The sequence below is a fragment of the Amycolatopsis sp. NPDC026612 genome (genome assembly GCF_040638285.1).
In the GTDB taxonomy this organism is placed as follows: Bacteria; Actinomycetota; Actinomycetes; order Mycobacteriales; family Pseudonocardiaceae; genus Amycolatopsis.
Map to the genome: position 1 here is coordinate 426,435 of NZ_JBEZYB010000001.1, position 16,338 is coordinate 442,772.

Annotated in this window: 3 protein-coding genes; all 3 read left to right on the top strand. The window is 74.4% G+C overall.

The annotated features are described in order from the left end of the window. Nucleotides 1-8: 8 nt before the first annotated feature. The 3 genes from AB0F15_RS02125 to AB0F15_RS02135 are packed head-to-tail and all read left to right on the top strand — an operon-like array spanning nt 9 to nt 16,332. Entirely contained in the window at nt 9-5,198 is a 5,190-nt protein-coding gene (locus AB0F15_RS02125; RefSeq protein WP_360263862.1) for a beta-ketoacyl synthase N-terminal-like domain-containing protein, read from the top strand. Between the two features lie 49 nt (nt 5,199-5,247). Beyond that, the gene (locus AB0F15_RS02130) at nt 5,248-15,540 is read left to right on the top strand and encodes a type I polyketide synthase (protein WP_360263760.1); all 10,293 of its coding nucleotides are present in this window, start codon (nt 5,248-5,250) and stop codon (nt 15,538-15,540) included. Nucleotides 15,541-15,546: 6 nt separating this feature from the next. Beyond that, the gene (locus AB0F15_RS02135) at nt 15,547-16,332 is read left to right on the top strand and encodes an arylamine N-acetyltransferase (protein WP_360263762.1); all 786 of its coding nucleotides are present in this window, start codon (nt 15,547-15,549) and stop codon (nt 16,330-16,332) included. The last annotated feature ends 6 nt before the right edge of the window (nt 16,333-16,338 follow it).

The following is a 16,338-nucleotide window of genomic DNA, read 5'->3' on the forward strand; positions in this document are numbered from 1 at the left end:
TGAGTTCAGTGGCTGACGAGGGACAACTCCGCGACTACCTCAAGCGGGCCATCGCCGACGCCCGCGACGCCCGCACGCGGCTGCGTGCGGTCGAGGAGCAGGCGCGGGAGCCGATCGCCATCGTCGCCATGGCGTGCCGGTACCCGGGTGGCGTGGCCTCGCCCGAAGACCTGTGGCGGCTGGTGGCCGGCGGCGTCGACGCCGTCTCCGAGTTCCCCGCCGACCGGGGCTGGGACGTCGACGGGCTCGTCGATCCGGACCCCGACCGCCCGGGGACGACGTACACGAACCAGGGCGGCTTCCTGCACGAGGCGGGCCTCTTCGACGCGGGGTTCTTCGGGATCTCGCCGCGGGAGGCCGTCGCCATGGACCCGCAGCAGCGGCTGCTGCTGGAGACGTCCTGGGAAGCCATCGAGCGCACCGGCACCGACCCGCTTTCGTTGAAGGGCAGCGACGTCGGCGTGTTCACCGGCGTGGCGAGCATGGGCTACGGCGCCGGCGGCGGGGTGGTCGCGCCGGAGCTGGAGGGTTTCGTCGGCACCGGCGCGGCGCCGTGCATCGCGTCCGGGCGGGTGTCGTACGTCCTCGGCTTCGAGGGCCCGGCGGTCACCGTGGACACCGGGTGTTCGTCGTCGCTGGTGGCGATGCACCTCGCCGCGCAGGCGCTGCGGCGGGGCGACTGTTCGATGGCGCTGGCCGGCGGCGCGATGGTGATGGCGCAGCCCGGTTCCTTCGTGTCCTTCTCGCGGCAGCGCGGCCTCGCCACCGACGGGCGCTGCAAGGCGTTCGCGGACAGTGCCGACGGGATGGGGCTGGCCGAGGGCGTCGGCGTCATCGTGCTGGAACGGCTGTCGGTCGCCCGGGAGCGCGGGCACCGCGTGCTGGCGGTGCTGCGCGGCATCGCGGTGAACCAGGACGGTGCGTCGAACGGCTTGACCGCGCCCAACGGTCCTGCGCAGCAGCGGGTGATCCGCGCCGCGCTGGCCGAAGCCGGGCTGTCACCGTCCGATGTGGACGCCGTGGAGGGCCACGGCACGGGGACGACCCTCGGTGACCCGATCGAGGCGCAGGCGCTGCTGGCCACCTACGGGAAGGGCCGGGACCCGGAGAAGCCGCTCTGGCTGGGTTCGGTGAAGTCGAACGTCGGGCACACGCAGGCGGCCGCGGGCGTGGCCGGCGTGATCAAGATGGTCCAGGCGCTGCGCGCCGGCGTGCTGCCCCCGACGCTGCACGTCGACCGGCCGTCCACCGAGGTCGACTGGTCGGCCGGGGCGGTCTCGTTGCTGACGCAGGCGCGTGAGTGGCCGCGCGAAGGCCGTCCGCGCCGGGCCGGGGTGTCGTCGTTCGGGATCAGCGGGACGAACTCGCACCTCATCCTGGAGGAAGCACCCGAGGAGGAGCTGCCCGTCGCCGAAGCGCCGTCCGCCGACGTGGTGCCGTTGGTGGTCTCGGCACGCGGAGCCTTGGCGGGTCAGGCCGGGCGGCTGACCGCGTTCCTCGAGGCGTCCGACGAGTCCCTCTCCGACATCGCCGGTGCGCTCGTGTCCGGCCGGACGCTGTTCGGGGACCGGGCCGTCGTGGTGGCGGGCACGCGCGAGGAGGCGACAGCCGGGCTGGCCGCGGTGGCGCGCGGCGAAAGCGCCTCCGACGTGGTGACCGGCACGGTGGCCGCCTCGGGTGCGCCGGGCAAGGTCGTGTGGGTCTTCCCCGGTCAGGGCTCGCAGTGGGCCGGGATGGGCCGGGAGCTCCTCGACGCGTCCCCGGTGTTCGCCGAGCGGGTCGCCGAGTGCGCGGCCGCGCTGGAGCCGTGGATCGACTGGTCGTTGATGGACGTGCTGCGCGGTGACGCGGATCTGCTGGATCGGGTCGACGTGGTGCAGCCGGCGAGTTTCGCGGTGATGGTCGGGCTGGCCGCGGTGTGGTCGTCCGTCGGGGTGGTGCCGGACGCGGTGCTCGGGCACTCGCAGGGTGAGATAGCGGCGGCGTGTGTGTCGGGGGCGTTGTCGCTGCAGGACGCGGCGAAGGTGGTCGCGTTGCGCAGTCAAGCGATCGCGGCGAAGCTGTCCGGCCGCGGCGGGATGGCGTCGGTCGCGCTGAGCGAGGAAGAGGCGATCGCGCGGCTGACGCCGTGGGCCGGCCGGGTCGAGGTGGCGGCGGTCAACAGCCCGTCGTCGGTGGTGATCGCCGGGGACGCCGAAGCCCTCGACCAGGCCCTCGAAGCGTTGTCCGGCCAGGAGATCCGGGTCCGGCGGGTGGCAGTGGACTACGCCTCGCACACCCGGCACGTCGAAGACATCCAGGAGCCACTGGCCGAGGCGCTGGCGGGGATCGACGCCCAAGCACCGACGCTGCCGTTCTACTCCACCCTCACCGGCGACTGGATTGCCGACGCCGGGGTCGTGGACGGCGATTACTGGTACCGGAACCTGCGCAACCAGGTCGGCTTCGGCCCGGCGGTGGCCGAGCTGCTCGGCCTCGGCCACCGGGTGTTCGTCGAGGTCAGCGCGCATCCCGTGCTCGTCCAGTCGATCAGCGAGCTCGCCGACGACACCGACGCGGTCGTGACCGGGACGCTCCGGCGCGAGGACGGCGGCCTGCGGCGGCTGCTGACGTCGATGGCCGAACTGTTCGTCCGCGGGGTCACCGTGGACTGGGCCACGATGGTGCCGCCCGCCCGGGTCGACTTGCCGACCTACGCCTTCGACCACCGGCACTACTGGCTGCGGTACGTCGAGACCGCGACCGACGCGGCCGGTCCGGTGGTCCGGCTGCCGCAGACCGGCGGCCTGGTCTTCACCTCGCGGTGGTCGCTGAAATCCCAGCCGTGGCTGGCCGAACACACGCTCGGCGACGTCCTCGTCGTACCCGCCGGCGCGCTGGCCGAACTGGCCGTGCGGGCCGGTGACGAGGCGGGAACCCCGGTGCTGGACGAACTCGTCGTCGAGACGCCGCTGGTGGTGCCGGAACGCGGCGCGCTCCGCGTGCAGGTCACGGTGAGCGGCCCGGACGAGACCGGTGCGCGCCCACTGGAAGTGCACTCCCAGCTCGAAGACGCCACCGACGAATGGACCCGGCACGCCACCGGCACGCTCTCGGCGACGCCGTCCGAAAGCAGCGGATTCGACTTCACGGCCTGGCCGCCCCCGGGTGCCCGGCCGATCGACGGCGTTCCGGCGACCTGGCAGGCCGGCGACGAGATCTTCGCCGAAGTCTCCCTGCCCGACGATGCGGACGCCGGGGCCTTCGGCATCCACCCCGCGCTCCTGGACGCGGCCCTGCACCCGGCCCTGCTCGGTGCGGACGACCTGTCGCAGCCCATGGAATGGCGTGGCCTGACGTTGCACGCCGCAGGAGCGTCGACGCTGCGGGTCCGGTTGGGGCCCGGTGGATTCCTGGAAGCGGCCGACGGCGCCGGCAACCTGGTCGTCACGGCGAAGGAGGTTGCCCTGCGCCCGGTGACGATCGCGCAGTCACGCACCACCGAAGACTCGCTGTTCCAGGTGAACTGGATCGAACTCCCAGCGGGTCAACCGGCCGACGGTGCCGCCGACGTGCTGGAGGTTCCCGGCGGCGAGTCCCCGCTGACGGCGACCTCCCGGGTGCTGGAGAGGCTCCAGACCTGGCTGACCGAGCCCGAAGCGGAGCGGCTGGTGGTGGTGACGCGCGGTGCAGTGGCGGCCGGCGACAGCCCGGTGACCGACCCGGCCGCGGCGGCGGTCTGGGGTCTCGTCCGGTCTGCGCAGGCGGAGAACCCGGACCGGATCGTCCTGCTGGACACCGACGGCGAAGTTCCGCTGGGTGCGGTGCTGGCCACCGGTGAGCCGCAGGTCGCCGTGCGCGGCGCGGCCCTGTACGTCCCGCGCCTGGCCCGTGCCGACGCGCCCGCAGCGTCCGTTTTCAGTCCACAAGGGACAGTTCTCGTCTCCGGTGCGGGCGTGCTCGGGGAAATCCTGGCGCGGCACCTGGTCACGCACCACGGGGTGCGGCGCCTGGTGCTGGCCAGCCGGCGCGGCCTGGACGCCGACGGCGCGAAGGACCTCGTCACCGACCTCACCGGACACGGCGCGGACGTGTCCGTCGTCGCCTGCGACCTCGCCGACCGGGACCAGGTGGCCGCCCTGCTGGACGAACACCGCCCGACGGCCGTCGTGCACACGGCGGGCGTGCTGGACGACGGCGTCATCGGGACGTTGACGCGGGAGCGGCTGGCCACGGTGTTCGCGCCCAAAGTCACTGCGGCCGGCCACCTCGACGAGCTGACCCGCGGCCGGGACCTCGACGCGTTCGTCGTGTTCTCGTCGGGGTCCGGCGTGTTCGGTTCGCCCGGCCAGGGCAACTACGCCGCGGCGAACGCCTTCCTGGACGCGGCGATGGCGAAGCGCCGGGCGGCCGGTCTGCCCGGGCTGTCGCTGGCGTGGGGGCTGTGGGAGCAGGCCACCGGCCTGACCGCGCACCTCGGCGGCGCCGACCAGGCGCGGATGAGCCGCGGCGGGGTCCGGCCGATCACGGCGGCGGAGGGCATGGCCCTGTTCGACGCCGCGGTGGGCGCGCCGCACGCGCTGCTGGTGCCGGTCAAGCTCGACCTGCGGGCGGTGCGGGCCGGCGGTGCGGTGCCGCACCTGCTGCGCGGGCTGGTCCGGCCCGGACGGCGGCAGGCGCAGACCTCGTCCACAGTGGACAACCAGCTGCTGGGCAGGCTGTCCGGGCTGGCCGCGCCCGAACAGGAGGCGCTGCTCGTCGAGCTGGTGCGGAACCAGGTCGCGGCGGTGCTCGGGCACGCCGGGCCCGACGCGGTCCGGCCGGACACGGCGTTCAAGGACGCCGGTTTCGACTCGCTCACCTCGGTGGACCTGCGCAACCGGCTGCGGGAGAGCACCGGGCTGAAGCTGCCCGCGACGCTCGCCTTCGACTACCCCACCCCGCTGGTCCTCGCCCGGCACCTGCGTGCCGAGCTCGGTGCCGGCGACGACGCGCTTTCCCTGGTGCACGCCAGGCTCGAAGACGTCGAGGCGCTGATCGGCGATCTGCACCTCGACGAATCCACGAAAACCGGTCTCACGCTCCGGCTGCAAGGCCTGGTGGCCCGGTGCAACGGGGTGCTCGACCGTCCGGACGGCGCCACGCTGGCGGACCGGTTCGAATCCGCTTCCGCCGACGAAGTCCTCGAATTCATCGACGAGGAGCTGGGCCTCACCTGACCCCGGTTCGAGACCGACGTTCCAGCAAACCCTTTGTGAGGACCCGAGAATGGCCACGGACGAAAAACTCCTCAAGTACCTCAAGCGCGTCACGGCCGAGCTGCACAGCCTGCGCGCCCAAAGCACCCGGCACGCCGGCGAACCGCTCGCCGTCGTCGGGATGGCGTGCCGGTTCCCGGGTGGCGTGTCCTCGCCCGACGACCTGTGGCGGCTCGTGGCCGGTGGCGTCGACGCCCTGTCCGGCTTCCCCGACGACCGGGGCTGGGAGCTGGACGGCCTGTTCGACCCGGACCCCGACCACCCGGGGACGTCCTACACCGACCAGGGCGGGTTCCTGCGCGGCGCCGGGCTGTTCGACGCGGGCCTGTTCGGGATTTCGCCGCGGGAGGCCCTGGTCATGGACCCCCAGCAGCGGGTCCTGCTGGAGACGTCGTGGGAGGCCATCGAGGATGCCGCCATCGACCCGCTTTCGCTGAAGGGCAGCGACGTCGGGGTCTTCTCCGGGGTGTTCACCCAGGGCTACGGCGCCGGGGCGATCACGCCGGACCTCGAGGCCTTCGCGGGCATCGGCGCGGCGTCGAGCGTGGCGTCGGGCCGGGTGTCCTACGTGTTCGGTCTCGAAGGGCCGGCGGTCACGATCGACACCGCGTGTTCGTCGTCGCTGGTGGCCATCCACCTCGCCGCCCAGGCGCTGCGGGCGGGCGAGTGCTCGATGGCGCTCGCCGGCGGCGCGACGGTGATGCCGACACCCGGCACCTTCGTGGCGTTCTCCCGGCAGCGGGTGCTGGCCGCCGACGGCCGGTCCAAGGCCTTCTCTTCGACGGCGGACGGCACCGGCTGGGCCGAGGGCGCCGGGGTGCTCGTCCTCGAGCGGCTTTCGGTGGCGCAGGAGCGCGGCCACCGGATCCTGGCTGTGCTGCGCGGCAGCGCGGTCAACCAGGACGGCGCTTCCAACGGCCTGACCGCGCCGAACGGGCCCGCGCAGCAACGGGTGATCCGCAAGGCCCTCGCCGGCGCCGGTCTGGTCGCGTCCGATGTGGACATCGTCGAGGCGCACGGGACGGGCACCGCGCTGGGCGACCCGATCGAGGCGCAGGCGCTGCTGGCGACCTACGGCCAGGGCCGCGAGCGGCCGCTGTGGCTGGGTTCGATCAAGTCGAACATCGGGCACACGCAGGCGGCCGCCGGGGTCGCGGGCGTGATCAAGATGGTGCAGGCCCTGCGGCACGGTGCCATGCCGCCGACCCTGCACGTCGCCGAGCCGACCCCCGAGGTCGACTGGTCGGCCGGTGCGGTCGAGCTGCTGACCGAGGGCCGGGCGTGGCCGCGCGAAGACCGGCCGCGCCGGGGCGGGGTGTCCGCGTTCGGCATCAGCGGGACGAACGCGCACCTCATCCTGGAGGAGGCGCCGCCGTCGGAAGCCGCCCCGGCCGAACCGGTGGCAGCGGGCTGCGTGCCGCTGGTCGTGTCGGCGGCCAGCCCCGCGTCCTTGGCGGCTCAGGCCGGTCGGCTCGCCGACGTCGTCGAGGCCGGTGGCGTGGCACGGGCGCGGCTGGCCGGTGCGTTGCTGTCGGACCGGGCGCTGCTGGGTGACCGCGCGGTCGTGGTCGCCGGCTCGGACGAGGAGGCGGTGGCCGGGCTGCGCGCGGTGGCGCGCGGGGAACGCGTGCTTGGCGTGGTGACGGGTTCGGGACGGCCGGGCAAGGTCGTCTTCGTGTTCCCGGGCCAGGGCTCGCAGCGGCTCGGGATGGGCCGCGATCTTTACGACCGGTACCCGGTGTTCGCGACGGCGTTCGACGAGGCCTGCGAGCAGCTGGACGTGTGCCTGGCCGGGCGGGCCGGCCACCCGGTGCGGGACGTGGTGCTGGGCGAAGTGCCCGCGAGCACCGGGCTGCTGGACCAGACGGTGTTCACGCAGGCCGGGTTGTTCGCGGTGGAGAGCGCGCTGTTCCGGCTGGTGGAGTCCTGGGGCGTCCGGCCGGACGTCGTGCTCGGGCACTCGATCGGGGAGATCACCGCTGCTCACGCGGCCGGGGTGTTCTCGCTGCCGGACGCGGCCCGGATCGTCGCGGCGCGGGGCCGCCTGATGCAGGCGCTGGCCCCGGGCGGGGCGATGGTCGCCGTCGCCGCGGCCGAGGACGAGATCGCCGGGCTGCTCGGCGAGGGCGTCGAACTCGCCGCCGTCAACGGTCCCTCGGCGGTGGTCCTCTCCGGTGTCGAAGACGCGGTCCTCGCGGCCGCCGCGCGGATGCGGGAGCGCGGCCACAAGACGAAGCAGCTCAAGGTCTCGCACGCGTTCCACTCCGCGCGGATGGAGCCGATGCTGGCGGAGTTCGCCGCCGAGCTGGCCGGCGTGACCTGGCGCGAACCCGGGATCCCGGTGGTCTCCAACGTGACCGGGCGGCTCGCCGGACCGGGCGAACTCGCCGATCCGCGGTACTGGGCCGAGCACGTGCGGCGGCCGGTGCGGTTCGCCGAGGGGATCGCCACCGCGGTGGCGCACGGCGGGTCTCTCTTCGTGGAGCTGGGGCCGGGGGCGGCGCTGACCGCCCTCGTCGAGGAGACGGCGGGCGAAGCCACGTGCGTCGCGGCGCTGCGGGACGACCGCCCGGAAGAACCGGCGCTGATCGCCGCGGTGGCCGAGTTGTCCGTGCGCGGGGTGGCCGTCGACTGGCCGGCGCTGCTGCCGCCCGCGACCGGCTGGGTCGACCTGCCGAAGTACGCCTTCGACCAGCGGCACTACTGGCTGCAGCCCGCCGCGCAGGCCACCGACGCGGCTTCGCTCGGGCAGGTCGCGGCCGACCACCCGCTGCTGGGGGCGGTGGTGCGGCTGCCGCAGTCCGACGGCCTGGTCTTCACCTCGCGGCTGTCGCTGAAGTCGCACCCCTGGCTGGCCGATCACGTCATCGGCGGGGTGGTGCTCGTCGCGGGCACCGGGCTCGTCGAGCTGGCGGTCCGGGCCGGGGACGAGGCGGGCTGCCCGGTCCTCGAGGAGCTGGTGATCGAGGCACCGCTGGCTGTGCCGGAGCACGGCGGAGTCCGGCTCCAGGTCGTCGTGGGCGCGCCGGGGGAGACCGGTTCGCGCACCGTCGAGGTGTACTCCCTGCGCGAGGACGCCGGTGCGGAGGTGTGGACCCGGCACGCCACCGGGTTCCTGGCGGCCACCCCCGCCAAGCACGAACCCTTCGACTTCACCACCTGGCCGCCGCCCGGCGGGCAGCGCGTCGAGGTCGGGGACTTCTACGCCGAGCTCGTCGAGCGCGGGTACACCTACGGGCCGTCCTTCCGGGGCCTGCGCGCGGTGTACCGGCGCGGCGACGAGGTGTTCGCCGAGGTCGCCCTCCCCGAAGACGAGCGCGCGGACGCGGCCCGGTTCGGCATCCACCCCGGACTGCTGGACGCCGCCCTGCACGCGGGCATGCTCGGGGCCGCCACGACCGAGGAGCCCGGGCGGCCGGTGCTGCCGTTCGCCTGGAACGGCCTGGTCTTGCACGCCGCGGGGGCGTCGGCGCTGCGGGTCCGGCTCGCCCCGAGCGGCCCGGACGCGCTGTCGGTCGAAGCCGCGGACGAGGACGGCGGTCTCGTCGTGACGGCGGACTCGCTGGTCTCCCGGCCGGTGTCGGCCGAGCAGCTCGGTGCGGCGGCGAACGTCGACGCGTTGTTCCGCGTGGAGTGGACCGAGCTGCCCCCGGCCGGGGAGGCACCCGCGGACCAGGGCACGGTGCTCGAAGCCTTCGGAGCCGAAGAGCCGTTGGAGCTGACCGGCCGGGTGCTGGAAGCCGTGCAGACGTGGCTCACCGACGCCGCGGACGACGCACAGCTGGTGGTGGTGACCCGCGGTGCGGTGCCCGCCGGTGAGGGCGTCGTGACCGATCCGGCCGGTGCGGCTGTCTGGGGCTTGCTCCGGGCCGCGCAGGCGGAGAACCCCGGCCGGATCGTCCTGCTGGACACCGACGGCGAGGTGCCGCTGGGTGCGGTGCTGGCGACTGGCGAGCCCCAGGTCGCCGTCCGCGGCACCGTGCTGACGGCTCCCCGGCTGGCGCGCGCCGAGGCCGCGGCCGCTCCGGGCGCGTTCGGTCCGGACGGGCCGGTCCTGATTTCGGGCGCCGGCTCGCTGGGCGTGCTGACCGCCCGGCACCTGGTGGCGCGGCACGGCGTCCGGCGGCTGGTGCTCGTCAGCCGGCGGGGCCCGGCCGCCGAGGGCACGGCCGAACTGGTCGCGGACCTCGCCGCCCAGGGCGCCGAGGTCGCCGTGGTGGCGGCCGACCTGGCCGAGCGCGACCAGGTGGCCGCGCTGCTGGCCGAGCACCGGCCGGCCGCCGTCGTGCACACGGCGGGCGTGCTGGACGACGGCGTCTTCGAATCGCTGACGCGCGAGCGGCTGGCGAAGGTGTTCGCGCCCAAGGTGACGGCGGTCCGGCACCTCGACGAGCTGACCCGCGACCTCGACCTCGGCGCCTTCGTCGTGTTCTCGTCCGCGTCCGGCGTCTTCGGCTCCGCGGGCCAGGGCAACTACGCCGCCGCCAACGCCTACCTGGACGCCGTGGCGGCGAACCGCCGGGCCGCGGGCCTGCCCGGAACGTCGCTGGCCTGGGGCCTGTGGGCGCAGACCGACGGCATGACCGCGCACCTCGGCGGCGCGGACCAGGCGCGGGCGAGCCGGGGTGGCGTCCTGGCCATCTCGCCCGCCGAGGGCATGGACCTGTTCGACGCCGGGGTGAACGCGCCGCACGCGCTGGTCGTCCCGGTCAAGCTGGACCTGCGCAAGACCCGGGCCGGCGGGGAGGTGCCGCACCTGCTGCGCGGCCTGGTCCGCCCCGGCAGGCAGCAGGCCCGCCCGGCGTCCACAGTGGACAACGGGCTGGCCGGGCGGCTCGCCGCGCTCGCCCCGGCGGAGCAGGAAGCGTTGCTGCTCGACGTCGTCCGCGCGCAGGTCGCGCTGGTGCTCGGGCACGCCGGGCCGGAAGCCGTCCGTGCCGACACGGCGTTCAAGGACGCCGGGTTCGACTCGTTGACGTCGGTGGAACTGCGCAACCGGCTGCGTGAGGCGACCGGGCTGAAGCTGCCCGCCACGCTCGTCTTCGACTACCCGGCGCCGGTTGCGCTGGCTCGATACCTGCACGGCGAACTCGGCGACACGGTCGCGGGCGCCGGGCGGGCGGGGAAAGACCCGGTGGCCGCGGCCGCCGCGGACGCCGGGGAGCCCATCGCCATCGTCGGCATGGCGTGCCGGCTGCCGGGCGGCGTCACGGATCCCGAAGGCCTGTGGCGCCTGGTGCGCGAGGGCCGCGAAGGGCTCTCGCCCTTCCCCGAGGACCGGGGCTGGGACCTGGAGAACCTGTTCGACGACGACCCCGACTCGGCCGGCACGACGTACACCAGCCAGGGCGGTTTCCTCGAGGGCGCGGGGCTGTTCGACGCGGGCTTCTTCGGGATTTCGCCGCGGGAGGCCCTGGCGATGGATCCGCAGCAGCGGTTGCTGCTGGAGACGTCGTGGGAGGCGCTGGAGGGCGCCGGCCTCGATCCGGCTTCGTTGAAGGGCACCGACGTCGGCGTGTTCGCCGGGGTGTCCAACCAGGGCTACGGGATGGGCGCGGCCGCGGCCGAACTGGAGGGGTACGCGAGCACGGCGGGCGCCTCGAGCGTGGTGTCGGGCCGGGTGTCCTACGTCTTCGGCTTCGAAGGCCCGGCGGTCACGATCGACACGGCGTGCTCGTCGTCGCTGGTCGCGATGCACCTGGCCGGGCAGGCGCTGCGGCAGGGCGAGTGCTCGATGGCCCTGGCCGGCGGCGTCACGGTGATGGGGACGCCCGGCACGTTCGTGGAGTTCTCGAAGCAGCGCGGCCTGGCCGGCGACGGCCGGTGCAAGGCCTACGCGGACGGCGCGGACGGCACGGGCTGGGCCGAGGGCGCCGGGGTCGTCGTGCTGGAGCGGCTCTCGGTGGCCCGCGAGCGCGGGCACCGGGTCCTGGCCGTGCTGCGCGGCAGCGCGGTCAACTCCGACGGCGCGTCCAACGGCCTGACCGCCCCCAACGGGCCGTCCCAGCAGCGGGTGATCCGCCGGGCCCTCGCGGGCGCCGGGCTCGCCCCGTCCGATGTGGACGTCGTGGAGGGGCACGGCACCGGGACGGCGCTGGGCGACCCGATCGAGGCGCAGGCCCTGCTGGCCACCTACGGGAAGGACCGCGACCCGGAAAAGCCGTTGTGGCTGGGGTCGGTGAAGTCGAACTTCGGGCACACGCAGTCGGCCGCCGGGGTCGCCGGGGTGATCAAGATGGTGCAGGCGCTGCGGCACGGCGTCATGCCGCCCACCCTCCACGTGGACCGGCCCACCACGCAGGTGGACTGGTCGGCCGGGGCGGTCTCGCTGCTGACGGAGGCTCGTGAGTGGCCGCGCGAAGGCCGTCCGCGCCGGGCCGGGGTGTCGTCGTTCGGGATCAGCGGCACGAACGCCCACCTGATCATCGAAGAAGCGCCGGCCGGGATCGAGCCGGTCGCCGAGCGGCCGGACGGGGTGGTGCCGCTGGTCGTTTCGGCCCGCAGCGCCGGTTCCCTGGCCGGCCAGGCACGCCTGCTGACCGCGTTCCTGGACGATTCCGCCGAGCCGCTCGCGGCCGTGGCCGGTGCCCTGGCCGGCCGGGCCCGGTTCGGCGAACGCGCGGTCGTGGTGGCCGGTTCGGCCGAGGAGGCCCGCGCCGGGCTCGCCGCGCTGGCCCGCCGCGAGGACGAACCGGGCCTGATCACCGGCCGGGTGCCCGCGGCCGGCCTGCCGGGCAAGCTCGTGTGGGTGTTCCCGGGCCAGGGGACGCAGTGGGCGGGCATGGGCCGGGAACTGCTGGACGCCTCCCCGGTGTTCGCCGAGCGGATCGCCGAATGCGCGGCCGCGCTGGAGCCGTGGGTCGATTGGCCGCTGCTCGACGTGCTGCGCGGCGAGGCGGACCTCCTGGACCGCGTGGACGTGCTCCAGCCCGCGTGCTTCGCGGTGATGGTCGGCCTGGCCGCGGTGTGGTCGTCGGCCGGGGTCGTACCCGACGCGGTGCTCGGGCACTCCCAGGGCGAAATCGCCGCAGCGTGCGTGTCCGGTGCGTTGTCGCTCGAGGACGCGGCGAAGGTCGTGGCGCTGCGCAGCCAGGCGATCGCCGCGAAGCTGTCCGGCCGCGGGGGCATGGCTTCGGTGGCCCTGAGCGAAGAAGACGCGACCGCGCGGCTGGCGCCGTGGGGCGGCCGGGTCGAGGTGGCGGCGGTCAACAGCCCGTCGTCGGTGGTGCTCGCCGGGGACGCCGAGGCGCTCGACGAAGTGCTGGAAACCGTGTCCGGCCAAGGGGTCCGCGTCCGGCGGGTGGCGGTGGACTACGCCTCCCACAGCCGGCACGTGGAGGACATCGAGGAGACCCTCGCCGACGCACTGGCCGGGATCGACGCCCGGGCACCGCTGGTGCCGTTCCTCTCCACCGTGACCGGCCGGTGGATTCGTGACGCCGGGGTCGTCGACGGCGGCTACTGGTACCGGAACCTGCGCAACCAGGTGCGGTTCGGCCCGGCCGTGGCCGCGTTGCTCGAGCAGGGGCACGGCGTGTTCGTCGAGCTCAGCGCGCACCCGGTGCTGGTGCAGCCGATCACCGAGCTCACCGACGACACCGCCGCCGTCGTGGCCGGTTCGCTGCGGCGTGACGACGGTGGCCTGCGGCGGCTGCTGACGTCGATGGCCGGGCTGTTCGTCCGCGGGGTCGCGGTCGACTGGGCGACGGTGGTGCCGCCCGCGCGGGTGGACCTGCCGGCCTACGCCTTCGACCACGAGCACTACTGGCTCCGCCCCGACGAGACCGCCGCCACCGACGCCGTCTCGCTCGGCCTCGCCGGCGCGGGCCACCCGCTGCTCGGCGCGGTCGTGCCGCTGCCGCAGTCCGACGGCCTCGTCTTCACCTCGCGGCTGTCCCTGCGATCGCACCCCTGGCTGGCCGACCACGCCGTCCGGGACGTCGTGATCGTGCCCGGCACCGGGCTGGTCGAGCTGGCCGTGCGGGCCGGTGACGAAGCCGGGTGCCCGGTGCTCGACGAGCTGGTGATCGAGGCGCCGCTCGTGGTGCCCCGCCGCGGCGGGGTCCGGGTGCAGGTCGCGCTCGGCGGCCCCGGTGAGGACGGCTCGCGCACGGTGGACGTCTACTCGCTGCGCGAAGACGCGGACACCTGGATCCGGCACGCGACCGGCGTGCTCGTCCCGGGCGACCGGCCGCGGGGGACCGCCGAGTTCGACTTCGCCGCTTGGCCGCCGCCCGGCGCCCAGCCCGTGGACATCAGCGGCGCCTACGACGTGCTCGCCGACGTCGGCTACGGGTACGGACCGGCGTTCCGGGCCGTGCGGGCGGTGTGGCGGCGCGGCGAGGAAACCTTCGCCGAGGTCGCCCTGCCCGAACCGCACCGCGGGGAAGCCGGGAAGTTCGGCATCCACCCCGCGCTGCTGGACGCGGCCCTGCACTCGACGATGGTCAGCGCCGCGGCGGACACCGGGTCCTACGGGAACGAGGTGCGGCTGCCGTTCGCGTGGAACGGGCTGCGGCTGCACGCGGCCGGTGCTTCGGTGCTGCGCGTGCGGGTCGCCAAGCCCGAGCCGGACAGCCTGTCGCTCGAGGCCGTGGACGAGGCCGGTGGCCTGGTCGTGACGCTGGATGCCCTGGTCGGCCGTCCGGTGTCCGACGACCAGCTGGCGACGGCGGCGGGCACCGGCTCGTTGTACCGGGTCGACTGGACGCGACTGTCCCAGGTGGACAGTCCGCCGCCGGTGCCGTCGTGGGTCGCGGTGGCGACCGCGGAAGACGTGGCGACGCTGGCCGACGACGTGCTGTCCGGCGTGACCACCGCCCCGGCGGTGGCCGTCATGGAAGCCACCGGCCGCACCGGCGACGAGGACCCGGTGCTGGCGCTGACCGTCCGCGTCCTGGACGTCGTGCAGTGCTGGCTCGCCGGTGGCGGGCTGGAGGAGTCGAAGCTCGCGATCGTGACCCGGGGTGCGGTGCCCGCCGGCGACGGTGTGGTGACCGACCCGGCCGGGGCGGCGGTGTGGGGTCTGGTCCGGGCCGCGCAGGCGGAGAACCCGGACCGGATCGTCCTGCTGGACACCGACGGCGAGGTGCCGCTGGGTGACGCGCTGCTGGGTGAAGTGCCGCTGGGTGCGGTGCTGGCCACCGGGGAGCCGCAGCTTGCCGTGCGCGGCACCACCTTCTCCGTGCCCCGCCTCGCCCGCGCCGCCCGGCCGGCTTCGCCCGCCGTGTTCGGGGCACGGGGGCCGGTGCTGATCACCGGCGGCACCGGGTCGCTCGGCGGCCTGGTGGCCCGGCACCTGGTGGAGCGGCACGGCGTCCGGCAGCTGGTGCTGGCGAGCCGCCGGGGCTTGGACGCCGACGGCGCGAAGGACCTGGTCACCGACCTCACCGGGCTCGGGGCGGACGTCACCGTCGCCGCCTGCGACGTCGCCGACCGGGAGCAGGTGGCGTCCCTGCTGGCCGAGCACCGGCCTGCCGCCGTCGTGCACACGGCCGGTGTCTCCGACGCCGGGGTGATCGGGACGGTGACACCGGACCGGCTGGCCGAGGTGTTCGCGCCCAAGGTGACCGCGGCCCGGCACCTCGACGAGCTGACCCGGGACCTGGAGCTGGACGCGTTCGTCGTCTATTCATCGGTTTCCGCGGTGTTCATGGGCGCCGGGAGCGGCAGCTACGCCGCGGCGAACGCGTACCTGGACGGGCTGATGGCCCACCGGCGAGCGGCCGGCCTGCCGGGCCAGTCGCTGGCCTGGGGCCTGTGGGAGCAGACCACCGGCGGCATGGCGGCGGGGACCGACGAGGCCGCCCGCGACCGGATGAACCGGCGCGGCGGCCTGGTCGCGATGAAACCCGTGGAAGGCATGGAACTCTTCGACGCCGCCATCGCGTCCGGGCAGGCCACGCTGGTGCCCGCCCGGCTGGACCTGCGCGGACTGCGGGCCGCCGGCACCGAGGTGCCGCAGCTGCTGCGCGGCCTGGTCCGCGCGAGCAGGCACCAGGCCCACACGAAGTCCGCTGTGGACGAGAAGCTGGCCACCCGGCTGGCCGGGCTCACCCCGGACGAGCGGGCGAAGGTCCTGCTCGACGCGGTGCGAGCGCAGGTGGCGGGGGTGCTGGGCTACCGCGAGGCCGACCGGATCGACCCGGACCAGGGGCTGTTCGAAATCGGCTTCGACTCCCTCACCGCCATCGAGCTGCGCAACCGGCTTCGCGCTCTGACCGAACGCAAGCTCGCGCCCGGCATCGTGTTCGACCACCCGACGCCGGCCCTGCTCGCCGCGCACCTGAACGAGCTCCTCTGAAAGAAGGTGACGAACGTGTTCGACGCGGAGACCTACCTCCAGCGGATCGGCTGCGGCGGGGAAACCGGCGTGGACCTCGAGACGCTGCGGAAGTTGCAGAAGAGCCACCTCACGGCGATCCCCTACAACAGCCTCGCCTACGAACTCCGTGACGCCGTCAACGTCGTGGACCTCGACGAGGACGACGTCTTCGTGACCAGCATCGCCGAAGGGCACGGCGGCGCCTGCTACCACCTGAACCGGCTGTTCCACCGGCTCCTGAGCGAACTGGGCTACGACGTCACGCCGCTCGCGGGCAGCACCACCGAAGGCCGCGAGACCTTCGGGACCGACATCGAGCACATGTTCAACCTCGTCACCCTGGACGACGGCGAATGGCTCGTGGACGTCGGCTACCCCGGACCCACCTACCTCGAGCCGTTGCCGGTGTCGCCCGGCGTGCACACCCAGTACGGCAGCCAATTCCGGTTGCTGGAGCACGAAGCCGGGTACGCGCTGCAACGCCGGGGCGCGGTCACCCGCTGGGGCGTCGTCTACACGTTCACGACGAAACCCCGCCAGTGGAGTGACTGGCAGGAGCTGGAGGACAACTTCCGGGCCCTCGTGGGGGACACGAACCGCACCGACACCCAGGAAACCCTGTGCGGCCGGGCGTTCGGGAACGGCCAGGTGTTCCTGCGGCAGCGCCGGTACCTGACGGTTCGGGACGGCCGCGAGCAGGTGCGCACGATCACCGACGACGACGAGCACCGGACGCTGGTGGCCCGCGTGCTGTCCGGCGAGCTCAGCTGAAAGCGA

Excerpts from the sequence above, each read along its gene's own strand:
- AB0F15_RS02130 (WP_360263760.1), top strand. The coding sequence starts at position 5,248 with ATGGCCACGGACGAAAAACTCCTCAAGTACCTCAAGCGCGTCACGGCC.